Source organism: Herbaspirillum rubrisubalbicans, assembly GCF_003719195.1.
Taxonomy (GTDB): Bacteria; Pseudomonadota; Gammaproteobacteria; order Burkholderiales; family Burkholderiaceae_D; genus Herbaspirillum; species Herbaspirillum rubrisubalbicans.
In genome coordinates, this window is the sequence record NZ_CP024996.1 from 4,270,223 (window position 1) to 4,293,651 (window position 23,429).

The window sequence follows — 23,429 nt, forward strand, 5'->3', positions numbered from 1 at the left end:
GATCAAATATGGATGACCGGGTTAAACACCGTATGCTTCGGCGCAGTTTCTGCAGAGCCAGCCCCGAAAGTCGAGGTGCCCGGTGTCGCTGATGAAGCAAACGTGCCGCCGCTGTTCGGACCATACAGACCATTCAGGCTGATCACGTTATAGCCGGTGCCGTGACCGTGTAACTTGAACGTATCAGTCTTATACGAACCGAGAACCCGAGCCGCCAGCGAGTCAGCGTCCGTCCCGCTGTAACGGCGGAAAACATTGCGCAGATCCGGAACCCGGAAGGTGGCCGCATCCACATCAACGAAATAGTGGCCGCCGATATTGGTAGTCCAGTTCGCCTGCGTCAAAACAAGGCCATTCTCCTGTGCATAGCCCCAGAGACCAGCATAGGCCGTCTTGCTCAACGTCCCGCCAACTGCACTGATCTCGGACGCCAACGGGGCAGTTGTATGCCCGTCCATCGGCCGACCGCAGAGCGGGCTGCGATAGCCTGTGAAATAAGCGCTGGTCGACCAGCGCCAGACCTCGCAGACTTCCTTCACAATGATCGGCCCGACATCAGCCGCCGGCAGCGCGGTGATGGAATACTGGCGAATCGAAAGACTACCGATCAGGCTCTGGATTGCAGTTAGCAGTTGCGTATAGGATGATCCATCCACCGCCCCGCCACCAGCCTCGATGACGCGACTGATTTCTTCCTGTACGTGATCAAACCAATCTGCCTCCAGATCAGTCGCGGCCAGGCCGGCCACTGCATTGCCATTGGTGAAGCCGGGCTTGTTCGGGCCAAACTTGTCAGCGACCTTCGTGGCCGTAGAAATTCTCTTCATGCTGCAGCTCCATAGGAAATGTACAAAACGGTATGCGCCGGCCGGTAGCGAGCCAGAATGCAGGCCAGCGAGGAATCTCCCCACCGGCGAATCGGCGCGCTACATGGACTAGTCGCGTTCATGGTGCGGATGGTCACGCTGCCCGGCACATTGATTCGCCAGGCATACCGCCACCCGCCTTGGTTCAGTGAAGCACTGCACATGGAGTTCGCCCGGAACGGACGAAACTCAGCGATGGTGCAGCCCGGATAACCGAGCACCTCAAGCAAGTTGATGAAGAAGGCGACCGACTGCCCGCCCTGCCATGCCAGCTTCTGGTGCAAGCGCTGGCGCCGCTCGTCGGGCGTGGGTGCCAAATCCATACACTCATCGGGCAGACCTGCCACGCGCTCCCAGTCCGACAGGAGCTCCGACGTGGTCCGAGGGTCTGCCTCCTCGAGCAGCTGGTCGGCCCGAGCGTCCACCCTGGCCAGTTCATCCGCCTTGGCCAAAAGCAGCTTGGCCAGGCCGGTATCCAGATCTCTAGGCCATACAGGACCAGACGGCAGCAGCTCCAGTAGTTGCGCCTGGTAATGTTCAGCGGTCATGGCCATGTGATCACCCCCAACGTGGCGATGCTTCCTACAGGGTTGATCACATCCGCCGCCGGCGTTGCCAGTGCGTAGTCATCCTCGCCTGCAGCTGAGCTGATGGCTGCCCGCATATGCGAGAGCTTGACGGTGCCGCCGGGGATCGCCTCCCGCCTCAACAGATCGGCCAGCTCCGCCCGGATCGCCTCGCGCGTAGCAGGGGTGTTCGGGCTCAATTGCGTGAACTGGAAATTGATCGGCGCCCCTGTCGGCGCGGCCACATACAGCTCCGCCGTGACCGGCCTCTTCGCATCCAGATACGCCTTCACCGCTGCCACGGCCGCAGCGTCAGGAATCGGTACCACATCGTTATCGCGCATGAAGCGTACCGTCACGGTACCGGCCCCCATCTCGCCCGGATATACCCACGCCCGCGTCACGCCCTGCACCTCCAGCGCCCAGGCTTCATAGTCGGATTTGGTACCGCCGTTCGGCGGCTGCTGGATGCGCTCCAGCAAGCGAGCACGCCAGGCATCGACCGTTTCCTGCTCGGTGCCATCGGTGATGCCGGCAGGGCCCACGGTCATGCTGCTATCCAGGCCATCGATGGGCGTGACGAGTTTGAGTCCCACGCCTGCCGCCGTATTCCCTGCCGTCCCAGCCACCACGGCAACGAGCGGAAGTGACCCGGCGCCCACGGCCAGATTGGTCGCAGCAGAGGTCTTGTACTGCACCCCATCCTGACGCTGAATCAGCGTCCCAGCAGGCACAGTCAAGGCCGCAAAGGCGTTCACCGAGGCGAAGCCGGCGGACGGTGCCGCATCCTTCCTCGGCACCTTCCAGATGCTGGCGTATCGCGCCAGGTGATCTTCATCACAGCGGTCGATCATCAGCTGGTCCGCGAGCCAGTCCAGATGGCCATGCAGCCCGTCGACCGCACCGGATTGCACCACGGCCAGCACGTTGAGCGTGGCCACCGAAAGCCGGGCCTCGGCACCGGTGAGCCGGCCGTTGATATCGGCAAACGCTCGCGTTACCAGCTCCCGCAAAGTTGGCCTGTCAAATGGCATTACATCCTCCCTTGATTGATATTCGACCAGGCGAAGTCGAAGCGATACTTGGCCGGCGCCTTCTTCGGCCGAGTGACCGTGACTGCGAGCCCAAGCCAACCCTGGCGAACGATCTGCGCGTCGACCTGGACGGAATCCACAACACCGTCCTGGACGAGCCAGAGCAGTGCCTCCTGCCCGTATTCCCTTGCCTTCGCCACCACCTCTGCCAGCTGCTTTTCCCGCGCCAACAGCCAAAGGCGAGAGCCAATGCGCCGCCCTTCTCCGGCACCGCCGAGGGCGTCACCCCACCAGCCGCGCTTCGACGCGCTGGCGTCAGGTAGTGGGTCGTCATCCTCCGCACGCCGGTCGCTGAAGAGTGAGATCAGGATTGCCGTCTTGATGTCGTGATCCGTGGCCAGGTCGCCATTGAGCACAGCGATGTCGCCGCGATGATTGGCGGCGTCCCAAAAGATCTCAATGTCCATTACATCTTCACCTGGTCCTTTCCGACGCGGCCGCCTTCCGGATTGGCGTGATCGTGGCCGTTATAAATGGCGCGCATATCCGACATCTTCTTGTTCCCGTGATCGCTGATATCGCCGTCTGCAGAGATGCTGCCGGTCACCTTGAGGTCACCGGCCATCTTGACTATCGGCGTATTCATATCGACCTCGGGCGTGTTCTGGATCGTGATCGGCTTCCCACCACCATCGATCACGATGCCGGCGCGGGTGAGGTATACCTTCTGACCCTGGTCGTCGTAAATCGCCACCTCACCGTCCTTCAGGCCACGCAAGCGATACCGCCGGTCATCCACCGCCACGATCACCGAGTGGTCCCGGTTACCGCCAATGAAGGTCGAGAGGAACTCCGCGCCAGGCTTCGGTACCGAGGTAAGGCCATACTGCTGCACGCGCTCCATCTGGTCGTAGTCCTCACCATCCATCAGCTTGCCGCGAATGAGCTGAATCGCGCCGCCATCGTTGGCCTTGCTGACGATGCCCCGGCCCAGCATGAGGTTGATCTTTGCCTTGAAGTCAGCGGTCGCTTCTCTGATTAATGCCAAGATGTCCATCATTTCCCCAGCACGTTGAATCGGTTTTGCGCCGCGCCGCCGGCAGGATCCGGGATCTCGGGCAGTTGGTCGAATGCATTGCGTGAGACCAGCTGCAGCACCGTTGTCGAGCCGGCCTCATCGAGCTTGAAACTCGCCGAGGAGATCAGCCACCAGTCGTCCAGGCGCATCCAGGGGCACTGGATCCGGACCATCTTGTTGATCTCCCACAGCTCACCAGTGGCCTCCTCCCGCCAACCCTGCACTGTCACGGTGACTTTCCTGGCCTTTGCTTCCCGGTTGGATGCCTCCCACTCGGCGCGCTTCTGGCAGCGAGCGGCATCAGCCTGAGTCTCGGCCACGATGATCAGTGGACGATAGCGGCCGATCTGGCTGTGTCCGGTTTTACTCGACGGCGCGCGCTTGACGGCGCCCTTGGGGGAGGCATGGACCACGTCGAAGCGATCCGCGGCCGGTGCACCCGTCTGCCCCTGCACAGTGATCTCGCTGAAAAGTGCCGCGTGGCTGTTCTCGAACGAGGCCTGCAGGATGTTCTTTCCGTGCTGCAGGACCGTCTCGCATTCGCCACCCAGCCCGGCGCGCGTGATGACCAAGCCGCCTTCGCGGTCGGACACGAAAAGCACGCCTTCGGTCCTAGCCAGCTTATCCAGTGTCCGGAAGACTGTCTCGCCGGCCTGGCAAGCCTGGCGCGGCACCTTACCGCTGACCCTGGTCTTCTTGGGCGGCGTACCCTTCTTGCCCGCCTTCTTCTGCTTGGTGCTCAGGCGCTTGCCGCTCACCGTTTCATCGAAGATCGTGATACCGAATGGCTTACAGAGCGCCTCGGCGATCTGCTCCAGCGTCTGCCCAGCGAAGGCCGTTGTCGGTGCCGAGCAGTCCACAAGGTCGCCGGCCTTGTCCCGGCCCGTCACCTTGATCTCGTGGCTGCCCTGGTCATAAGTTACTGACACGACATCGACGTAACCCGTGATCACCACGTCGTCTCCGATCAGGATCTCGCAGAATTCTCCGGGGGCAATCACCCAGTCCACCGGCTGCTCTGGCCAGCGCTCAGTAAGCGCCAACTCGAAGTTACCGGCCAGTTGCTCGATGCTGGTTCGCACGTTGATGCCCTTCCAGCCGCCATAGATCTGGCCGCCGACCCGCAAGGTCAGCAAATTGGAATCTGCCATCGTCACTCCGAAACAAATTGAAGGGGGCGCCCGGCCGGCACGAAGCCGGGATGCGCCACCGAGTTGCGGCTGACTAGGTCATCCGCCCTTCCCTGGGCGTACCAGGCATTTCCGTAGAAGTCATGCGCCAGCACGACGGCCGGCCGGACCTGCTGCTGCGTCACCGACACCAGGCTCGGCAGCGCAACCGTATTGCTGGCCAGGTGCTGCAGAGCCACCGTCCGAAGCTGCACCACCGCCTGGCTGGTCGCCTGACTGACCTTGTCCGAGAAAAGGATGGTATCGGCCCGCTGGACAATCTCCGAGCGCAGCACCTGCGCCTCCGCAGTCGTGGCCGGCTGCGTTGTGGCCAGTTCGTAGATCCGATTGGACGTCGCGCTACCGCGCACCAGGTCACTGAAGGCCGTCTGATTGCGCACCACGGCGATTCGTGACGCCGTTGTCGCGTTGACAGCTGAGGCCGAAGACGCCAGCCCCTCGGAGAAGCTGAAGAAGGAGAGCCAGCGCTGCGCACCACCAATCAGCCCGAGCACGCCCTTTGCCAGCGACAGGGGTGCATCCAGGCTGCTGCGCAGGTTCTCAGGCAGCAGTGACGTGAGCACCGACGTCGGATCCGCCCGTATCCAATCCAAAGCACCGAGATCGACATCCGGCAGTGCCATGAGATTGTCCACCTGGCCGAGGGCATCATCGACTGCGAAATCCGGCATCCCGTCCACCGAGAAGTTGTCAGCAAAATCTTTCTCGAAGGACGCATCGCACACTCCGACCTGCTGAGATAGCTTGGCCTCGGTGTCCTCCGAGGTCTTCGGCTCTTCCTGCTTTCCCGCCTCGAGGAAGGTGATCGAGAACTTTGCCATCCCGCCTTCGCGCGATGACTCGGTGATCTGCACCTCACCGAACACGGTCACCGAGACCGTGCCGTAGTACGGGTGCACCAGCTGGCCAGGGCCTGCCTTCTCGATCGCGGCGATCAAGGCATCGCGCGGGACCATATAGTCGTTGTCGGCCGCCGGATCACCCAGCACGAAGGCATCCACCTTGTACTCACGTGCCCGCCGTCCCATGTCTTCCGCATAGGGAATGTCGCGCTGCGGATATTCGTGCCGCGCAATACGGCGGCCGGCGCTCAGGCTGGATCCGTCGACGTTGAACTTCGCGCCTCGGAAACTCGCCTGGCGCAAGTTATCTCGCCATGCCATGTGGTTTCTCCCTTACATCATGGCCAGGCCGGCCGTGACATCGATGTCCATCGCATTGCCGGCACGCTTAAGCTCGGTCACCTTCGCCGGCGCCCCTTCCAGCTGGATCTTGAGCGTGCCGCCGACCTCCGTCTTGCCGGCGCTGGCGGCTTGGGCGGCCGTGATGTTGCTGGCCCGGTCGGTGGCAAAGGTGAACTTGAAGTCCTTCATGGCGTCCGGCATCAATCGGTCAGGCAAGATCGTCTTCAGGATCCCCAGGATGCCGTTGGCCAGCGCCTGCCATCCCTCCAGCCAGACCTGGATCATGCCGCTGAAGAAGTTGACATCGAAGACGCCCTTGATCCGATCCCATGCACCGCTGACATAGGAAACGATGTTGTCCCAGTTCTTGTAGATGATCACGCCGAAAGCGACCACACCCGCAATCATCAGCCCGATTGGATTTGCAAGCATCACGCCCCACAGCGCCTGCAGTCCGCTCATCGCCGCCGGCAACATCGTCCAGGCGAAGACGCTCAACTTGACAGCCGCCACACCCAGCGCCCAGCCTAACTGCCCGAAGGCCAGCAACACCGGCGACATGAGACCGCCCAGCATCAACAGCGTGGAGACTGTCGGCCCGAAGGCGCTATTGAGCGACTTGAAGACTGCGCCGACCTTCTGCGCCACCTGCCAGAGGCCTTGGAACAACTGCACACCGATCTCGATGATCGCCGGCAGCTTCTCCAGGAAGGCGTCGAATTTGCTCTCGATCAGGCCACGGTTGGCCACCGTCCATTTCTGGATGTTCTCGAACATCGGCTGCAGCTTCTCGGCCAGCTTCAGACCGAGGAAGTTCTTGATGCCCTCGAACGTGCCTTGGAGCCGCTTCCACATCTTGTCGAATGAATCGGCCTGCTGCAGCTGGTCATCCGTGAAGATCCGGCCATCCGCCGTCATCTGTTCATACTTCTCACGGATCCCATCAGCACCACGGTTCATGGTGCCCATCATGATCTCGCCAGACTTGCCCATCAGCTCCAGCAGGACCGCCTGCTTGGCAATGTCCTTATTGGAGCCCTTGAAGGCATCGGCCATGCGCTCGATCACCTCCTCGGGCTTCATCCCCTTCAGCTGCGCCATGGAGATTCCGACGCCCGCGAAGGCTTGCTGCTGCTCCTTCCCACCGGCCAGCGCCAGGCCCATTGCCTTCTTCAGCTTGCCCATGGCGGCGGCGGCGTCTTCCATGGTGCCGCCATCTTCCTTCACCAGCTCGCCGAACACCTGCAGGCGCTGGGCGTTGATCTGGTATTTCTCGGCCAGGTCACCGACGCTGTCAGCGGCCTCGGCCGCTGCGACCCCGAAATGGAGGATCTCCCCGACCGTGCCGGCATACACACCGCCGATCCCGACCGTAGTGACAGCCAGTCCCACCAGCGACTTGGACAGTGCGCCGACCGCGGATTTGACCTTGCCCAGGCCCGTGGCGTCGTACAGCTTGCCAAAGGCCGAGTGCAGATCGCCGGCCGGCTTAATCATGCCTTCCAGCTTGGCGCCGATCTCATTGAGGGTGGTCGAGGCCTTGTCGATGGCCGAGATCACCAGCTCTGTTTTTGTCTGTTGCGTTCCCATTCGATTCTCGCGGGCAAAAGAAAAGCCCCGCCGGGTTTCCCAGGCGGGGCTTGTCAGAGTTGCGTTACGTCAGGAGAAGAGGATGCCGAAGAGGCCAATCACAAAGCGCAGACCGAGCCAGGCGATACTGGCTACCAGGATCAGCCCTAGCACTGCAGGAATCAGCCCGATAGCACCGGCACCGAATGCCAGCAGGCCGACCAGACCTGTCATGCGACCGGGCACTTCCTTCTTAGGTTTGGCGGGTTTTTCCATCGGCCCATTCTAACAGAATGCCCTGACCGTCAAGACGAGCCCTGCATCCGCTGTTGCGCCTTGATCACCTCACTGGCCTCATTGGCCCAGAAGTCCAACTCCCAGCTATCCATCTCCCACATCTCACTCGGCGGAAAGTGGTAGAAGTGCGCGATCAGGCCGATGGCGTCACGCCAGTGCCACGTACCAAAAAAGGCGCCACCTTCCCCACCAGCTCGATCACATCGACCGCGTCCAGCTCATCCAGCGTGTCCGCCGGCAAGCCATTCATCTCCGCGATGAACTTCAGCGCGCCACCGAACTTCCCGTCCGAAGTCTTCGGATCGACACCCTTCATCTCTTTCGCCTTCAGGCGGCGCAGTTTCAGGAAGGTGATATCGGAACCGTCCGCCGCCTTGATCGGGAATGCCAGGTCGTAGCGATCTTCCTGCACCACCGTGATGCTACCTGCGGGCACCGGCGCGGTGCCGTCGCCCACCGGCGCCGATGCCGGCGTGCCCATGGAAGGCGGCAGCGTGGGCGATGGTGCAGACGTCTGCACAGGGCCGGCGGTCGGGCCGTTCGGTTGGCGCTCGTAGAATTGATCGTAGCTCATGCTTGCTCCGCCGGTGCACCGATGAACTTGAGCGACGCCTTACCATCGCCCGCCTGCGGACTGATCGGGGACTCCAGAGCAGCACCGCGCACGATGAATTGCTGGCCCGAGTCACACTCGAACACGATGGAGCCATTGGTCATCGCGTTCAATCCCACGATATCGGTATCAGCATTGACCGCGATATCGCATTCGATCTCGGCATGGGCCGGTGTCTCAGTCCAGCCGAGGTAGCCGTGGTCGCCCACGACAGGCTTGCGGCCGACGCCGCCCGGATTGAGCTTTGCAGTGCCGGGCAGGCTGGCGATACTCGCGCCATTGACGCGGATGAATGCGCGCCCGAAATACTTTGCTGGCATGTAAGCCTCCTATTAAAGACGGAATTGGACCTGTGCTGCGAACACCCGGAACTGGTTGACCAGATCAGGCGGCAGGCGCACGTCCACTCGGTTGCGATCGTTCTTGTTACGGACCACCAGCAGATCCGACTTGAACTGATCAGGGTTTTCCATGATGCCGGCGTCCACCCAATCCAGAGCCAGGGCGATCAACTCTGCCTTGATGTCCTTGGGCGCGGCCACCGCCTGGCCCGGCGCCACCGGCGTAGTGTCATCCACCAGCTTGTGACGCGGGAAACGCTGGGCGATGCGCGCACGCACCTGGTAGCGCATCAGCGACAGGGTGTACATGGTCTCGATGTCCCGATAGCTCGGGTCCACCGTACCGGACGCATTGGTCTTGTAATTCGTCACCGCGCGCTCGATCACCACGTTGCCGCCGTTGTCCACCACCGTCGTCGCGCCGCCATAGGACAGGATGTTGTTGCGTTCGGAGCGCAGCCACCGCTTCGCAGCCGGCGCCGGCAGACGCGTGGGCAGCACCAGCGTCTGCAGCGGACGGGCCGGATCGATCGCCAGGTAGTACGCCGAGACCGCACCGGCCAGCACCGCCTTCTCCCATACTGGGCCCGGCTCACCACCGGTTTCGCAGGTCCACAGCGTGATGTGCGAATTGTTGCGCGCGGACAGCAGCGTATTGAGGGAGCCCACCGTGCCGCGAACGGCCGAATGGCAATGGCCATCGTTCTGGTACAGCGGCCCCCAGCGGTTGTTCAGCTCGGTCTCCATCAGCGCCAGGTTGGCGGCATCGTTGAACGGCATGATGATGGTGTTGTACTGCACTGCGCCGATGTTGGCCAGAGCGGTCGCAATGCTCGGATCAGCCGTACCACCGCTCATCTGGACGATAGCCACGCCGAGACCGGCCGGAGTCGCCTCGGACATCGGGTAATAGTTCAGCTGCATCATCAGATCATTGGTGAGCGTGCCCTTGTGGCGCGCAGTGACGGTCACCACGCCGGCAGCGCTGGCAGCGGTCACCACCAGATCCGGTTTGGCATTGATCGCAGCAGCCAGAGCCGCGGCGATGACTGCAACGGTATCGGTGGTGGCAACCGCGACCTGCACCACGTCTTCGCCGATATACAGATTCAGCGTACCCCCTTGCGTTGCAGATCCGGTAATCGTGATGGTGCCAGTCGCCGCCGTGCCCGCGCCGTTGTCCGGGATCGGGACGATCCAGGTCTCGATGGTGTCGGTGACGTCGAAGAGCGAGGCAATCATCGCCGCGCCAATCGAACCACGACCGAAGGCAGCGATACCCGCCGTCTTGCCGCTCACCTGCAGAGGAACGTTGGCAGCGCCGTTACCGGTGGCCAGCGACTGGCCGATCAGCAGGATGCGCTGCGGCATGTTCACCGGCGAGCTGATCGCCTTGCTGTTGTCGAATTCGACGTACTGGCCAGGCGTCAACAGATCCACCGGGATCTGGTTGAAGGAAATGGAACCGTCACTCATTGCTCACCTCCACCATCTGCAACGCCACCAGCTTCACCTTCTGCCTGCGGCTCGGTGCTGACATCGCCGTCGGCGAGTCGGCGGATCCAGAAAGCATCGTTCTCATTGACCTCGGTCTCGCCCGCGACCTCGCGGTGCGTGACGGGGTCGCGAACGGTCCTCCCTGGCACGGGATAGATCTTCATTGCGTTGCTCCTATTGTGGGAAATTGATTGTTGCGGAGGCGTCAACCTGACCGTCCGGCCCGACCGGCAATGGCGGATCATTGCGCGGCGAGGCCATGTCAATCTCGACGGCCACCTTCTGCAGGTCGTCGCCCTCGACACTTGGCTGCCAGATGTAGACGCATTCATAGGTCATCGTGAGGAGCGCCGCCTCAAGATCGGCTGCGCTCTCGTAGTCCGGCTGACTCCCCTTGTACCGGAGCGACTGGCAGATGCCACCGAGGTAAGGATCCGTGATCAACCGCTGCTCGACCACGTCGGCCAGGTCGTCCAGCTCATCGACCACAGCCGCACCGTTCAGGGCATACAGTTGCACGTAGACCTGCACCGTGCGCTGCTCCTGGTACTGGTCCGACAGATCCTCGGTGACCTCGGCACCGGTGATGATGTTGGCAAAGGGCAGATCCTCCGATCTAGCCGCCCGGGTGCGAGCCAGGAACAGCTTCTCCAGCAGCGGATGCCCTGCCAGCTTCTCTTGCACAGCCAACCGGATTTTCTTGCGAGTGTGCATGTCAGGCCTCCGAGATCAGCACTTTCATCAGTTCACCGTCGTCGACCCGCCGGGGGATCTGTCGCACGCGGTAGCGCACGCTACCGACCTGGATGAAATCATCCTCATCCAGGCCGACCAGCTTACCGGCGGGATACGTCAGCTCGGCGACGTTCGCGACGACGAGATGCTCGGACAGCGCAAACACATCCGGCGCATCGACGAGGCCCATCGTGGTCTGCTCTGCTCCACCGCTGGGCGCCCAAACAACGGGCTTGCCCATATCGGCGAAGAAGACGTCCAGATCTTCGGCGAACACGGCCGCTTACTGCGCTTCGGCAGACTTGACGGACGGGTCGGTGACCACACCCAGGCCGGTCAGCTGCTCGATGGTGGCCTTGTCCTTCTTCTCGTCCAGCTCGATGGTGGCGCCGGCCGGGTAGACCGTGCCGTTATGCTCCAGCTGCCAGTTCACTTGCAGTTTCATGTTGACTCCTATTCAGGGATAGAAAATTGGCCCGCCAGGCGAGCCGCAGTTTGAATCCAGGCGCGCGCTTACGCGACGACGTTCTGGAAGAAGTAGGACAGGTCCGGGGCGCTCACCACCTCGGTGACGCGCTCGCCAGCGCGGGTCTTGTAACCGCCTTCCAGGCCGCCGAAGTCCTTGCTGTAGATCGTGTCCGAGATGCGCTCGCCGAACTGGGGAGTGAAGCCCCAGGTGGTGGAGCGGCTCGCCTCGGTCGGCGTCTCGCGGTAGGTCAGCGCGCAGTGCTTGCCCCAGGCACGCTGATAGCTCGCGGTCTGGCCCTTCTTCGCGGTGTTGACGAAGGCCTCGCCCACCTGGATCTCATCCAGTTCCAGTGCATCGGCCAGTTGCTGGCGCGAGACGCCGCCGGACATGCCGCCCTTGCCGTTCACGTAGTCGATGGTCTTGGGGTGCAGGATCAACTTGGTCCAGGCGGCACGACCGATGGTCATCACGTTCGGACGCATCACCGGCACATCGAGCGCGGTCAGGAGCGCCGTGATCGGGTCCGAGTTGCTGTAGTCGGACCACTGCGAGGTGCCCGACAGGGTCAGCTTGTTGACGTGGTTGGCGGGCGCGAACACGGTATTGGCCACGCGGACCTCGCGATCCAGGAGGATCAGCTTCATGACGAACTCCGCCGCGTTGGCGATGGGATCCACGCCGTCGGGGGCGTTCTTGATGTCCACCACCGGCACGACTTCGTCCAGGCCGTATTCGAACACGCTGGCCGGGATCAGGTCACCGATCGACTCCACCTGGTTCGGGGCGCTCTTGCGGCCCACGCGAGTTTCGGGGACGGTGAACTGGTCCGCCATGTTCTGGCGCATGTACTTGAAGTCTTGGGCGCCCACCGGCACGCGTGGCATGACCGAGTCGGCGATCAGCTTGGTGTTGCTGTAGGCAATGACGATGGCGCGAATGAGCGCCGGATTGATGGGAAACGGTGCTGCTGCACTCATGCTTTGCTCCTAAATAGGAATGGGAATGAAAGAGGCGATTGAGACCAGGAAGGCTTAGCCCTGGATCATCTCGGCGCCGACGTACACGCTGCCGATGTCGCCCAGGACGCCCGAGACCTCGGCATAGCCGATGATCCGGGCATTGACACCGGCGGCCGGAGCAGCGGCGACGGCGCGGCCGAGTGCGTCAGAGGTCAGCGGCTGGCCACGGGTAACCGGGCCGCCGAACTCGATCTCGGCCGGGCCGCTGCGCACGATGTCGGCGCGATCGCCGGCAGCGTAGGCAAAACCTTCAGTGACGCCGATCATCAGATCGGTGGAGGCCGCCGCCTGCTTCACGGAGCCATCGGTGGCGCCGTAGCAGACGATGCGGAACTTGGCCAGGGCGGTTTCGGCCGTGTAGTTGAGTACGGTATTGGGGACGCGCATTGCGGTTCCTTTCGATCAATTGGAGGAAGTAGGCCGTCCGCCGATCAGGCTGCGGACAGTTCGTTGTTGGCGCGGGCCGCCGCCTGGGCATAGGAAATGCGGCGACCGGCGCTGCTTTCTGCCGTCACGATCTCCTGCGCACGTGCGGCGATCGCCTCATGGGTCGGCTTCTTGGCCGAGGTTGCCTGCGGATCGTCGGTCGGCTTCACAGGAGCAGGCGCATCGCCTTTCAGATTGGTCGCCATGGCGGCCAGCTTCGTCTTCTCGGCGCCCAGCACCTGGGCGGCGGCTTGGTCCGGAGTGGTCTTGCCGTCCGCCTTCAAGGTCGAGATCAGGGCTTCATGGCCCGGCATCGAGTGCGCCTCGATGCCCAGGATGCGCTGGCGCTCGCTGGCGGCACCCTCGGCCATGAAATCGGTACGCAGCTGCGCATACAACGGGGCGTGATCGCGCTCCAGCGCTTCACGGGTCAGAACGGTTGCAACGGGGTCGGGCATTTCATTTTCCTCATGGATAGGATCGTGGCTCTTCGCAGCACCGGCGCTGGCCACAGTTGGAGAAGTACTGCCGCCCAGCGCACCACCGGCGCCGGCTGCAGTATTGGATTTCGCCGCGATTTGAGCGACGCGACGCGCTGAAAACTGGTTTGGATCGGCCGCCATCTGCTGCACGATGGCGTCCACGGTGGCCATGCCATCTACCAAGCCGGCGTCAACCGCCTGCTGACCGATGAACACGCGGCCATCGGCCATGTGCTGCACCACATCCTCGGCAGCAACGCCCCGGTGATCGGCTACGGCATCCACAAAGACCGAGTAGATGTGATCCACCTGGTCCTGCAGGTACTGCTTACCTTCGGCGGTGAGCGGGGCCACGCTGGAGGCGATCCGCTTATAGCGGCCGGCCGTGATCTCGGTGGCCTGGCCACCGGTCGCGCGCGGGCTGTAGTCATGCGTCATCACCACGCCGATGCTGCCGACATTGACGGTCGGGCCGCTGATGTAGACCGCGTTGGCGGCAGAGCCGAACCAATACGCAGCGCTGGCCAGCGTGCCCTCGGAGACGGTGACGATCGGCTTCTCGGCCGACAGCTCGCGGATGGTGGCGGCCAGCTCGGGCGTACCCAGCACGCTGCCTCCAGGCGAGTCCACCGCCAGCACCAAGCCGCTCACGCGCGGGTCGGCGATGGCCGACTCGACCTGCTTGATGAGCAGCTGGGCCGAGGCGCCGCCGCTCACGCGGGTGAAGAGATTGGCCTTCGGTGCGATCACGCCGTCCACCGACAGGACCGCGACACCGTTATCCCGGATCTCGTAGTCCTGCTGCTCGCTCGATAGGGGCCGATTCAGGCGCGCTTCGATGGCCTCGATGTCGATCTTCTCGCCGCGCAGATGCGTAGCGTAGATGCCCTGGATCTCGCACAGCTTTTCCGGCTGAATCGCCCAGGGACTGGTGAGGATTTCGATCAGTTTCATGACTTGGAAGTAAAAAGGGCCCCGCAATGCGAGGCCCGTCAGGGTTCAAGAATCAATCTGGATCCGGCGGCAAATCCGGCGGAGGAGTGCTCGGCGCCGCGTCCAACAGACCGCCTTCGCGGCGCATCCGCTGTTCCTTCACGCGCTGCTTGTGCTTGGTCTCCCAGTCGCCGCCGTCGTAGGCCGCCACTTCTTCCTCCAACGTCGTCACGCCGATATCGACACGCTTCTCGATGGCACTGGCTTCCTTCAGCGGGTCCAAACTGCTGGGACCGTCGCCCAGCCACACCGCCTGGCACCAGGCACGGCGCAATCCGGCGTCCGCAAAGAAGCCAGGCGCGCTGAGGCGGCCGATGGCGACCGCCTCGGCAAGCCAAGTCTCATAGATTGGCTGGCAGAAGTTCGACGCCAACCAGGCACGCCGTACCCGGAAGAACTTCCAGGCGTCCAACATCGCTGCCCGTGCGGCGCTATAGCTGGCGGTGTAGTGCTTGATCAGCACTTCGAACGGCAGCTCCAGGTTGACGCCAATCTGGCGCAGGATGGCCATCACGAACGGATCGAACTGGGCATTCGGCCGGCCGGGATTGGCCGTGTTCACCTTCTCGCCCTTGGCCAGGTCAATAATCGCACCCGACGAGAGCGCCAGCTCCGGTGCCGCCTTCTCTTTGTTGTCATCGTAGATCGGAGCCGGCTGATCTTGGTCCGCCTCATGTTCGATGAAGACAGTGAACATCCCCGAGATCACGGCCGCCATGATCTCGGCCTCGGTGTAGCGGTCTAACTGCTTGAGCGGCTCGATCACCGCCGCCAAATACGGCTCCCCACGGTGCTGATCCGGCCGCAAGCGCTTGAACAGATGGACCACATTCCGGCGCCCGGTCTGCGAGCCACGTGCGGCGATCCGTGTGAAGGTCGGTTTCTTCCCGATCCGCACGCTGCCCGGATGCTGATCACAGACATGCACTGCGGTCATCGCGCCAAAGTCGTCCAGCTCAATCCCGCCGAAGACGTTACCTTTCGTGACCAAGTCCGGGGGCGTCATCACACGATCACCCTCAATGACCTGCACCTTCGTCGCATAGAGGCAGTGCGCCACCTGGTTCGATGGCAGTACCCCGAATGCGTCGCCGTTGATCAACGCCGAGCGGAAGGCAAGATCCTGCAGATCGTAGAAGTTCTGTGTGGCAGTCGAGTCGCACTCCAGCGGGTTCTCAGCCCAAAGCAGATACTCGCGGGTGACCGATCGCTGCCACGCCTGCACTTGCTCTTCACTCATCCCGAGGGCCTCGCCATCAATGGCCGGCCGCATAGCCAGACCGGTCCCGACGACATTGGTCACCACGGTATTGATCGCGCCACCGGCCAGAGGAGCATTGCGGATCAGATCTCGCGAGTTTTCCCGAAGCGTCGCCAGATCCGGCAGCAGGTCTTCGTCGGCACTCTTGCCCGAGGTGAACCAGTTGCGAAAGCTTCGCCGGCTGCGATCCGCACCCACATAAGATCCCGCGATCGCCATGTGTGCGCGTGCCTGCATCCTGCGCGTGCCCGCGACGGGATCAAAGTACGAAACGACCTTATCGATCACGTTGGGCGCGAGATCCAACTTGCCTCGGGCGCTCATCGCGGCACCCCATAGCTGATGTTCAGACTGCGGCGGCGCCCGGAGGCAACGGCCGAGAGCTGAGCCACCATGCCCTGCCAGTAGGTGATCTGTTCCTTGATCACGGCGGCATCAGCGCGGCGCAATTTGCGCGTACCGATGGTGTACTCCTGGTTCTGCGAGACGGCCAGGCTGGCGGCCAGCCATGCGGCCAGCTGGGCCTGGGCCTGATCCAGAGTGATACCGGACATATCGTTTCCTATCGTTCAATCCCGCGCGAGCGAACCCGCCGCCCACCAGAGGACGGCGGCGGCATCGGTGCAGGTACTTGCACCCGCGCGGGTGGATTATTGATTTCTATCGACTCGGCCGGACCGGCCGATGTCATGGGCGCCGGTGGCGGCGATGCAAACATGTCAGCGACTGCAGGCTGTACTGCGGCCTCCAGGCGCTCCCACATGCGTTCGGTATAGCGATGCAGGTCAAGCATGTGCGAGGAGAATAGAGCCAGCACCGTGCAGTCCAGCACCTCATTGCGCAGGCGCATCTTTGCCCAGCGATACTGCTCGCCGGAGACCGTGCGCACTTTGACGCGCGCCTCCGCCGTCAGCTGGTGGTAGAACTCGGCGGGCAGATCCTGCGAGAAGTGCAGGCATCCTGGCCCCGACTGCGTCACGTTCAACCGCCCGAAGATCAGATCCTTTGCCGTGTCGGTGCCCACCAGCCAGAGCTTGATGCCGCTCTTGATCACCTTGCCTGCATAGTTCACGTCCTGCAGAGACGAACGCCCTTTCACGGGCCCGCCGAGGCGAGAGTCACCCTTGCTCGCAAAGCAGCGCCGCCCCTTCGCCTGCTGCATCCGCGCCCAAGCATAGGCCTGGTGCGTGAAGTGGCCACCGGTATCGATGGTGTACCCCTCGACGCCCAGCGTCCCGCCCGCCATGTGCTGAAACCGCGTCTCCATATAGAAGGACAGCTTCTCCCAGTCAGCCGGTACCGCGGGGTTCGCTGCCAGGACCATGTAGTCCACCACCCACATCTCCTCGCCGCGTCCAACCGCCCAAACCACCACCTCGAAGCGGTTGTCCTGGACGTCGATCCCCGCCACCAGCACCAGGCCGCCCATCTGGACTACGCGAAGGGGATACGGCTCACCCTGGCAGCATGGGCAAACATCGTACTTGGGCGAGAAACGCGCTACCAGGCAATGCCTGTGAGCCTCACCCAGGCGGTCAAGCTTCTTGCGTATCATGCCGGCCTGAGCCGCACCGTCAGTCGACACCAAGCCCTTGCCCTGACCCAACGCCTCCAGACTCCCCAGCTTGGACATCGGCGACAAAGGATATTGCTGGCTCTGGAAGTTGAAGGCGAACTTGAGCGCCTCATGCTCATTGCGGAACAAATCGTTGATATCGATCCCAAAAACCGTGTTCATGTTTTCCCTCACTTGTCGCTGTTATTGCCGGGCGATGCCGGCGGCAGTTGCTTACCAAGCCACCGATTCATGACGCGCAGATCTTTGCTGCCAGATTCGATGACGATTTCGATGTAGACGGGTGGAAGCACAATCTCGCGCTCCTGGCTAATGCCGCGTTCGTCCCAATAGATCTCAACGGTGCCTCGCTTCAAAGGCGTTCCAATGTGCGAGCCATTCTCCTGGGCGTAAAAGACCGGTTCCCCTCGGAGCGACCGCCTTATCTGGCGATCAACCGGAAGCAGGCCATGCTCCCTTCGCAGGTCGTCGATCATGCTGGCGACCATTGGCATTTCCTGACGCAGATCGCTCATCCGACTAACCTCCCCTCGAACAAAAAAAGGTTGGCGGCAAGGTTGGACGGCGCAAAGCCAATACCCATGCGGCTTTGCCAACCTCCTAACCTCGCTAACCTACTTTTGAATGGATTTGAAAATAAAAAAAGGAAAAGGAAGTCCCTACGCGTGCGCGCGTATGCGCACGTGTGCGTGCGAATGTGCAAAAAAGGTTGGGAGGTTGGCGAAGCCGCTATGGTGGCGGCTTTCAGCCGTCCAACCTTCAAAATGAAGGGTTGGACGAGGTTGGGAGGTGAGACGAGAATCATCGCCTTTTCCGCACGCGCAACTTGCACGCACGATCCCTGGCAGGATGATACTCGGCAACACAACACAACGCTAGAAGGGGATCGCATAATCGCCCTCCTCCGCCATCTTTGGCTCGACAACAGCAGGCTTCGGACGCACGTAGAAATACTCCCGCGCCCCATTCGGATCACGCTCCTTTTCCCACCCCAGCTTGCGCATACACGCCGAGATGCGCATGGTCTCGTTCTTCGACTGCGAGAGCTTGCCGATCTCGATGTGGAGAGCCCGCGTAAGCAGCTCACGCGCAGTCACACGATCCAGCTTCCGAACACTCACAGAATTGCCATCGGCATCAATTCCCTCTACGTAGTCGTACAGCCGCCCGATCCATTGGTCAGGGATCTCGCGATCATCCTGCGCCGGCATGATCAGGCGGACATCCTGGTCACGTGTGGCGTACCACTTAACCCCTTTGCGCCACATCGCGACGGCTTCACCGAACAACTGGTCCCTCACCTCGGCCAGGCCGACCGTGTCGACGCGACCACATTTCACAGGCCAGAACCGGCGGCTGCCTGTTGGGTCTTTGAAGTACTGCCCTTCGTTCGTCGTCGCTGCAAACAGGGTGCGCCGAGGAAGGTTGCGCAGCAGCGACCAATCAACTTTCTTGACCGCCTTCCCACCACCTGGCCAGGACACGACATCCCACGCGTCGCCCACAGCGGCCCTAGCCGCGTCAGCGCACTTCTCTCCCTCAACCACCAAAACAGGGAAGCCGTCCCTGAGCGGTTGAGGAAGGTAAAGGGGCCGTGGTTCACGCCACTGAATCCAATGCCATTTCCTGTTGCCGGTGTTCTCATCCTGCGCGTAGACGCATGGCAAAACTTCCTTGCCACCGTTCGATGTGACAAACCGGCAAACGATGCCTAAAAGCTGCCGCTGCTGGTCCCGATACTCCCAAACCATCTGCGGCCGCCCTCGCACTGGATGAGCGACGGGATACGGTAACGCCGCCTCGGGAATAGGCAGAATCGGGCACCAGGAACTAGTGGATTTCTTCTCCTTCGGAGGTGCTCCTACCCCTTTGCCGGCTTGCGCAGGCGCTGATTTCTGTGGCAAATGCGGAGTTCCGTTGGGAATCCTCTTGACCTTATCTGCGCCGTGAATAGCGATGCCCAGCTCGCGAGCGAGGTGAGCACAAGCTTTTCCTTGGGAGATGGATTCCTTCGCAGCGTAGAGCGAAATAGGATCACGGCCGGCTTCGCCGTCCATGGAAAAATCAGACCAAAAACCAGCTTTTTCGCCTTTCAGGCGAACACGCAAAGATTTGCCGGCTTCGCCGGAAAGGGAACCAATGCAAAACTCGGCGCCATCAACAACGCCGTTTGGAAACCATTGAGCCAGCAGCGAATCCAGCGAGGCCAGCGCGGCCGCATTGACCGCATCGAAGTCCTCAAGCTCCACTCACCGGCTCCTGCTCGTGACTGCAATAGATCTGGAACATGAGCGCCATGAGTTCCTGCATAGTGCGCTGAATCTCGTTGGAGATGCGCTGCAGGTCGGCCTTCTCACGGGCATCGATGTGGTTGTCATCGGTATAGGCGGTGTACGCCCGAGACAATTCGCCGAGACGCGCCCACAGCTCCTGGAACTTCGAATGCAGGTCTTCGCGGTCGACGCTGCCAGGCGTGATCAGCTTGACGAATACACCACCGCTCGCGACCGCAATGGCTTCAGCGAAGAGCGTGGTACTAGTGAATGCCTGCATCTCCAACGAGTGCTGCGTGCGTACCGCTTGGCCCTTGCGCTCATAGACGCGGTTGGAGAGCGCATCCCGCGTCATGCCCAAAGCTGCGGCCATGGCGTCCCAACCTCCTGGGAATGCGTCAATCATTCCCTGATGTGCCTGACGTAAATTCACAAGTACTCCCTCATATTTAGGCGGGAAGTCCCCTCTGTCGTATGATTGAAGCCCCACAGCGTCAACCAAAGAAAGGACTTCCCATGGAAAAGCAACAACTAGACAAACTTGTTGGGCTGATTGGTGGCTGCGAAACGGCCATCGTCACGCTTGCTGACTGCCTTCACAAAGCAGGCGTTCTCGACAAGGAAGCGCTATCTGCTCACTACGATGCGACAGCACACGCTCTCCCACAGGAGATTCCTCACCGAGAAGTTATTCAGATGGTTTTGGGTCACATCGCTCGTGGGCTTCGATCGGCGAAGGATCAGGAGGATCTGATCGGCACGCTGTTCCACTGAGAACAGCGGTCTGATCAATCGAGACCTGTTCATACCAAGCATGTGGCAGTACCGTCGGCTGAAACTGCCGGCGGATTCCATCGGCCGCTCTAATCTCTTTTTCTGGAACTGCGGCCGCCCCATCGGTATGGGTTCGGCACGTATAGCTGTTGATGTAGTCGGCCACGCTGGCAACAAGGCACTCCGCTGAATCCATGCTCAGGCACAACCGGACAATGCCGTCGCGAGTCTCGAAGCCGATACCGATTTCATTGGCACCATCGTCTACAGGCGTCGTATTGCGCCAGGACGCAGGCACATAGACAGCTGGTATCCGAGATTGACGGTCGGCCCCCCTGTAATGCCGGTATTGCTTGTCATCGACGTTGACTGTGAGCCTCGGTTGCAATGCCTGGAAGAGACGCGCCACCTCGGCCATGCCGTCATTAAATTGCCTGGAAGCCACTGGAGTTGCACCAGCCATACGCCAAAATTTGCGTTCGTGCTTCGGCTTGAATTTCACAATCCATTCCCTTTCATTGTGGTTTTCTTGATTGCCTGGCAGTCATATGCTTCGCCCCATCATTCAAAAAGCATGAGGGAACGGGCATGAAGGCCGACAGATACTTAGTTCTCATCCACTTCGCGGCCAAAGTCACCAGGGCCAACTTGTCCGAGGTAGCCGTGCAGGTAACGCGAGCAGTCCGAACCACCCTGCAGAACAGCGAGGCGATTTGCTCGACCTCTGCATCCGTCGCATTCGTGGGCGAGTCTCGTGCATCGGCAGACTCGCTATTCCGCTTACTAGCAAGCGATCTCAGGCCTGGCGACAACTTGAGTATTTTTTCGCTGGGCGAAGGCATCGCTACCTCGCACCCTGGCCTGCATCGCTGGGCTCATCGCGACGGGTAATGGGGCCGCTCGCCACGAGCTCAGGCCAGATCTCGTGCCAATCCTTGGGGCGCAGGTCTTGCCGCTTCACCTCACCTCGGGTGACTTTTTCAATCCGAGCGCAGAGCAGCGGCTCAATCAACGTGCCGCGCCTTCTCCAATTGCTAACAACGGACTGCCCAACGCCAATCTGGTCCGCCAGCCTGGACACTCCCCGCGCAATATCAATGGCTTTGTCGAGTGGTTTCATGGCGGCATTTAATCACTGCAGTGATAATTTAGTCAACACCCAAGTGATTCACACAAGTGATTTAATCCGCGAATGAACAAAGAAACCTTGGGCGCACGGCTTCGCGCCACCCGAAAAGCCAAGCAACTAACGCAAGCGCAGCTTGCGCAAAGGGCCGGCTTGACCCAAGGAACAATTGGCAATATAGAATCGGGGATCAGGGGGTACGGAGAAAGCCTGCTGGATATTGCGAAAGCGCTGGACGTCGATCCGGCCTATCTACGCATGGAAACAGACGTAAAGCATCAAGACAGCGCCTCCAACGACAGCGACGTGCCAGGTGATCTGTCGGCGCGACAGGTCGTGCTCTTGCAGTTATTCGATGGACTTACCTCGAAGCAGCAAGACGAAATAATCAGGACTCTTGAAGCTACGAAACAAGCCAACTTTGAGCTAATCGAGGAGCTTGCCCAAAGGCGGCACAAGTAAAACCTGCCAGTCCGCTCCCACCCCGCTGCCTGAGAAATTCATGCGGCGAGGCTATCTACAGCCAGTCCATTTAATTGCCACACAGACATTAAGTGATTATTTTCCATCCAAAATATCACTACAGTGTTGAATTATAAAATCACTTGAGTGATACTCGCTCCCGTGTTCAATCACCGGAGCGATAAATGCGCATCGCCAAAAAAGCCGCAGCCACGCAACTGCCAGCCAAGTTCAACTTCCTCGCCGGTCGCCGACCGCCCTCTCGCCGCGAGTGGCCACTTGGCCATACTCCAGCTGAAGCGCAGTCGATCGCCATCACTAACACCAAGCGAGGTGCTAAATGAGCCGCTTCTACCTAGCGCCTGAGAGCGAAGATACGTTCCGGCGAGTGTCGCACTCCCGCGTGATTTCCCATGTCGCGAAGAAGTGCGAGTGCGGCAAGCAGACCACCGCAAAAGACCTGGCTCAATACGGTCACTGCGTGGCGTGCCAGAAGGCAACAGCGAAGCCGCCTATCAAGTTTGTTTTCACAACTGGCCACCTGGACTACCTCTCACCTGAGAACGGCGACCGCCGCTTCTGGCCCGCGCCTTCCGCCTGGACGAAAGCGAGGGAGGCATGAGCTATCCCGTCATCAAGAAGATCCAAAAGCAGACCTTTACCACGCTCGTGCGGAACGTAAAGCTCAACGTCTGGACTGATGGGCAATCTTGCTCCGCCTACCTGTTCTTCCAGCGCGGCGACCAGACCCCAACGCCTCTGGTCTACGCGATCTCGCACACTTCGGACCGATGCCACTTGCGGAAGGCGCAAGACCAATGGTCACTCTGGATCGGGTCCGCTGCCTTCGAAATCAACGAGAAGGATTACCAGACTATCGCTGACCTCCTCGGCTGCGCTGTCGTGCAGGAGGTGGCAGCGTGAAAGCCTTCCTCCTCACGATCACCCGCGAGAGCGGCATCCCGCTGACGCTGACCATCATCGCGCACTCGTCTTTCGATGTGCATACGTCTGCACTCGATATGTTCGGCGTCTGCAAGATCTCAGTGAGGCCAGCATGATCCGGACAACCCTCACCCGCCTCATCACCGCCATTGCGGTCGTCTATCTGCTGCTGATCGCCCAAGCATTTACCAAGAACGGTCCCGAGCTGGAGCCATTCGTGGATCTCGGCCGACAGATGGCCATCGAGGAGCTGCCGCCTGTCGATCAACTGCGCTCCCTGTGTTCGGTCGAGTGGCCGAGCGAGGTTGCTGGCGCTATGACAGCAGAGGCTCGCCGCAAGGCCTGTCGCGCATTCGGGGAGTGACCACATGCGCCACCTACCCAAGTCGGTCGCCCCACAGATGACGCTCCAGGATCTGGGGCTTGCGGTCACATCGAAGGCCGGGTGCTCACCCCTGCTTGGCCAGGATGTCGCTCGCACGCTCCTGGACGAATTCAACTCAATGCTCGCAGCAGGCTACCAGCTGAGCATCCCACAACTTTGCCGGCCAATCAGGCCGGGCCACACCACCTGGCGCATCGATGTCGCGAACCCCATGCTCGGCTTCGCTGGCGCCCTGCTCTTCACCGTCCCCACTATTCACTAATTCGGA

The 23,429-nt window shown here is 61.2% G+C and carries 34 protein-coding genes; 8 read left to right on the forward strand and 26 right to left on the reverse strand.

Features of this window, described 5'->3' with window-relative positions:
- Positions 1 to 2 precede the first annotated feature (2 nt).
- From RC54_RS18930 to RC54_RS19050, 25 genes are all read right to left on the reverse strand, one after another.
- Positions 3 to 827 carry a hypothetical protein gene (locus RC54_RS18930; RefSeq protein WP_061790749.1) on the reverse strand — a complete coding sequence of 275 codons (825 nt, stop codon included), beginning with the start codon at positions 825 to 827 and terminating at the stop codon, positions 3 to 5.
- Positions 824 to 1,420 carry a YmfQ family protein gene (locus RC54_RS18935; RefSeq protein ID WP_123020475.1) on the reverse strand — a complete coding sequence of 199 codons (597 nt, stop codon included), beginning with the start codon at positions 1,418 to 1,420 and terminating at the stop codon, positions 824 to 826. The genes RC54_RS18930 and RC54_RS18935 overlap by 4 nt, the downstream gene beginning before the upstream one ends.
- Positions 1,411 to 2,466 (reverse strand): baseplate J/gp47 family protein, encoded by a 1,056-nt coding sequence (locus RC54_RS18940; protein WP_123020476.1) that lies wholly within the window; start codon positions 2,464 to 2,466, stop codon positions 1,411 to 1,413. Before RC54_RS18940 ends, RC54_RS18935 begins: the two co-directional genes overlap by 10 nt.
- Complete coding sequence (locus RC54_RS18945; protein ID WP_082803238.1) at positions 2,466 to 2,933, reverse strand: phage GP46 family protein; 468 nt, start codon at positions 2,931 to 2,933, stop codon at positions 2,466 to 2,468. The genes RC54_RS18940 and RC54_RS18945 overlap by 1 nt, the downstream gene beginning before the upstream one ends.
- Complete coding sequence (locus RC54_RS18950; protein WP_082803239.1) at positions 2,933 to 3,526, reverse strand: phage baseplate assembly protein V; 594 nt, start codon at positions 3,524 to 3,526, stop codon at positions 2,933 to 2,935. The genes RC54_RS18945 and RC54_RS18950 overlap by 1 nt, the downstream gene beginning before the upstream one ends.
- Entirely contained in the window at positions 3,523 to 4,695 is a 1,173-nt protein-coding gene (locus RC54_RS18955) for a phage baseplate assembly protein (protein WP_061790724.1), read from the reverse strand. The genes RC54_RS18950 and RC54_RS18955 overlap by 4 nt, the downstream gene beginning before the upstream one ends.
- 2 nt (positions 4,696 to 4,697) lie before the next feature.
- The gene (locus RC54_RS18960) at positions 4,698 to 5,897 is read right to left on the reverse strand and encodes a DNA circularization protein (protein WP_082803240.1); all 1,200 of its coding nucleotides are present in this window, start codon (positions 5,895 to 5,897) and stop codon (positions 4,698 to 4,700) included.
- A 12-nt stretch (positions 5,898 to 5,909) separates the two neighbouring features.
- Entirely contained in the window at positions 5,910 to 7,508 is a 1,599-nt protein-coding gene (locus RC54_RS18965; RefSeq protein WP_156481369.1) for a phage tail tape measure protein, read from the reverse strand.
- A gap of 69 nt (positions 7,509 to 7,577) precedes the next feature.
- Positions 7,578 to 7,763, reverse strand: a complete 186-nt coding sequence (locus tag RC54_RS18970; RefSeq protein ID WP_061790727.1) for a hypothetical protein — start codon at positions 7,761 to 7,763, stop codon at positions 7,578 to 7,580.
- A gap of 154 nt (positions 7,764 to 7,917) precedes the next feature.
- Entirely contained in the window at positions 7,918 to 8,358 is a 441-nt protein-coding gene (locus RC54_RS18975; RefSeq protein WP_123020477.1) for a phage tail assembly protein, read from the reverse strand.
- The gene (locus tag RC54_RS18980) at positions 8,355 to 8,717 is read right to left on the reverse strand and encodes a phage tail tube protein (protein ID WP_061790758.1); all 363 of its coding nucleotides are present in this window, start codon (positions 8,715 to 8,717) and stop codon (positions 8,355 to 8,357) included. The genes RC54_RS18975 and RC54_RS18980 overlap by 4 nt, the downstream gene beginning before the upstream one ends.
- A gap of 12 nt (positions 8,718 to 8,729) precedes the next feature.
- Positions 8,730 to 10,214, reverse strand: a complete 1,485-nt coding sequence (locus RC54_RS18985; RefSeq protein ID WP_123020478.1) for a phage tail sheath C-terminal domain-containing protein — start codon at positions 10,212 to 10,214, stop codon at positions 8,730 to 8,732.
- Positions 10,211 to 10,399: a DUF2635 domain-containing protein gene (locus RC54_RS18990; RefSeq protein ID WP_061790748.1), complete on the reverse strand. Its 189-nt coding sequence runs from the start codon at positions 10,397 to 10,399 to the stop codon at positions 10,211 to 10,213. The genes RC54_RS18985 and RC54_RS18990 overlap by 4 nt, the downstream gene beginning before the upstream one ends.
- Before the next feature lie 10 nt (positions 10,400 to 10,409).
- Positions 10,410 to 10,949 carry a hypothetical protein gene (locus RC54_RS18995; RefSeq protein WP_061790747.1) on the reverse strand — a complete coding sequence of 180 codons (540 nt, stop codon included), beginning with the start codon at positions 10,947 to 10,949 and terminating at the stop codon, positions 10,410 to 10,412.
- Position 10,950: 1 nt separating this feature from the next.
- Positions 10,951 to 11,247, reverse strand: a complete 297-nt coding sequence (locus tag RC54_RS19000) for a head-tail joining protein (protein ID WP_061790746.1) — start codon at positions 11,245 to 11,247, stop codon at positions 10,951 to 10,953.
- A 6-nt stretch (positions 11,248 to 11,253) separates the two neighbouring features.
- Complete coding sequence (locus RC54_RS25425; RefSeq protein WP_156481372.1) at positions 11,254 to 11,415, reverse strand: hypothetical protein; 162 nt, start codon at positions 11,413 to 11,415, stop codon at positions 11,254 to 11,256.
- Between the two features lie 68 nt (positions 11,416 to 11,483).
- Positions 11,484 to 12,416 carry a phage capsid protein gene (locus RC54_RS19005; protein WP_123020479.1) on the reverse strand — a complete coding sequence of 311 codons (933 nt, stop codon included), beginning with the start codon at positions 12,414 to 12,416 and terminating at the stop codon, positions 11,484 to 11,486.
- Between the two features lie 54 nt (positions 12,417 to 12,470).
- Positions 12,471 to 12,845 carry a capsid cement protein gene (locus tag RC54_RS19010; protein ID WP_061790766.1) on the reverse strand — a complete coding sequence of 125 codons (375 nt, stop codon included), beginning with the start codon at positions 12,843 to 12,845 and terminating at the stop codon, positions 12,471 to 12,473.
- Positions 12,846 to 12,889: 44 nt separating this feature from the next.
- Positions 12,890 to 14,320: a S49 family peptidase gene (locus RC54_RS19015; RefSeq protein ID WP_123020480.1), complete on the reverse strand. Its 1,431-nt coding sequence runs from the start codon at positions 14,318 to 14,320 to the stop codon at positions 12,890 to 12,892.
- A 52-nt stretch (positions 14,321 to 14,372) separates the two neighbouring features.
- The gene (locus tag RC54_RS19020; protein WP_123020481.1) at positions 14,373 to 15,944 is read right to left on the reverse strand and encodes a phage portal protein; all 1,572 of its coding nucleotides are present in this window, start codon (positions 15,942 to 15,944) and stop codon (positions 14,373 to 14,375) included.
- Entirely contained in the window at positions 15,941 to 16,174 is a 234-nt protein-coding gene (locus tag RC54_RS19025) for a DUF6148 family protein (RefSeq protein WP_061790708.1), read from the reverse strand. Before RC54_RS19025 ends, RC54_RS19020 begins: the two co-directional genes overlap by 4 nt.
- Before the next feature lie 8 nt (positions 16,175 to 16,182).
- Entirely contained in the window at positions 16,183 to 17,358 is a 1,176-nt protein-coding gene (locus tag RC54_RS19030) for a terminase gpA endonuclease subunit (protein WP_061790709.1), read from the reverse strand.
- Between the two features lie 8 nt (positions 17,359 to 17,366).
- Positions 17,367 to 17,711, reverse strand: a complete 345-nt coding sequence (locus tag RC54_RS19035; protein WP_156481366.1) for a hypothetical protein — start codon at positions 17,709 to 17,711, stop codon at positions 17,367 to 17,369.
- A 360-nt stretch (positions 17,712 to 18,071) separates the two neighbouring features.
- Positions 18,072 to 19,445: a VapE domain-containing protein gene (locus tag RC54_RS19045; protein WP_061790711.1), complete on the reverse strand. Its 1,374-nt coding sequence runs from the start codon at positions 19,443 to 19,445 to the stop codon at positions 18,072 to 18,074.
- On the reverse strand, positions 19,435 to 19,959 hold the full coding sequence (locus tag RC54_RS19050; protein WP_306305702.1) for a YmfL family putative regulatory protein: 525 nt from the start codon (positions 19,957 to 19,959) through the stop codon (positions 19,435 to 19,437). Before RC54_RS19050 ends, RC54_RS19045 begins: the two co-directional genes overlap by 11 nt.
- 26 nt (positions 19,960 to 19,985) lie before the next feature.
- On the opposite strand from RC54_RS19050, the gene RC54_RS19055 reads away from it, so the two are divergent.
- Positions 19,986 to 20,243, forward strand: coding sequence for a hypothetical protein (locus tag RC54_RS19055; RefSeq protein WP_061790713.1), 258 nt, complete (start codon positions 19,986 to 19,988; stop codon positions 20,241 to 20,243).
- 844 nt (positions 20,244 to 21,087) lie between these two features.
- On the opposite strand, the gene RC54_RS19065 is transcribed toward RC54_RS19055, so the two are convergent.
- Positions 21,088 to 21,363 (reverse strand): transcriptional regulator, encoded by a 276-nt coding sequence (locus RC54_RS19065; protein WP_061790715.1) that lies wholly within the window; start codon positions 21,361 to 21,363, stop codon positions 21,088 to 21,090.
- Between the two features lie 72 nt (positions 21,364 to 21,435).
- Here RC54_RS19065 and RC54_RS19070 point away from each other — a divergent pair, with 72 nt between their 5' ends.
- The 7 genes from RC54_RS19070 (at position 21,436) to RC54_RS19090 (ending at position 23,423) form a co-directional block, all read left to right on the forward strand.
- Positions 21,436 to 21,831, forward strand: a complete 396-nt coding sequence (locus tag RC54_RS19070; protein WP_123020426.1) for a helix-turn-helix domain-containing protein — start codon at positions 21,436 to 21,438, stop codon at positions 21,829 to 21,831.
- A gap of 185 nt (positions 21,832 to 22,016) precedes the next feature.
- Complete coding sequence (locus RC54_RS25430; RefSeq protein WP_156481374.1) at positions 22,017 to 22,175, forward strand: hypothetical protein; 159 nt, start codon at positions 22,017 to 22,019, stop codon at positions 22,173 to 22,175.
- Entirely contained in the window at positions 22,172 to 22,453 is a 282-nt protein-coding gene (locus RC54_RS19075; protein ID WP_061790755.1) for a hypothetical protein, read from the forward strand. Before RC54_RS25430 ends, RC54_RS19075 begins: the two co-directional genes overlap by 4 nt.
- Complete coding sequence (locus RC54_RS19080) at positions 22,450 to 22,755, forward strand: hypothetical protein (RefSeq protein ID WP_061790756.1); 306 nt, start codon at positions 22,450 to 22,452, stop codon at positions 22,753 to 22,755. Before RC54_RS19075 ends, RC54_RS19080 begins: the two co-directional genes overlap by 4 nt.
- Positions 22,752 to 22,892, forward strand: coding sequence for a hypothetical protein (locus tag RC54_RS25435; RefSeq protein WP_156481375.1), 141 nt, complete (start codon positions 22,752 to 22,754; stop codon positions 22,890 to 22,892). The genes RC54_RS19080 and RC54_RS25435 overlap by 4 nt, the downstream gene beginning before the upstream one ends.
- Positions 22,889 to 23,140 carry a hypothetical protein gene (locus tag RC54_RS19085; RefSeq protein ID WP_061790757.1) on the forward strand — a complete coding sequence of 84 codons (252 nt, stop codon included), beginning with the start codon at positions 22,889 to 22,891 and terminating at the stop codon, positions 23,138 to 23,140. Before RC54_RS25435 ends, RC54_RS19085 begins: the two co-directional genes overlap by 4 nt.
- Positions 23,141 to 23,144: 4 nt before the next feature.
- The gene (locus RC54_RS19090; RefSeq protein WP_123020483.1) at positions 23,145 to 23,423 is read left to right on the forward strand and encodes a hypothetical protein; all 279 of its coding nucleotides are present in this window, start codon (positions 23,145 to 23,147) and stop codon (positions 23,421 to 23,423) included.
- Positions 23,424 to 23,429 lie beyond the last annotated feature (6 nt).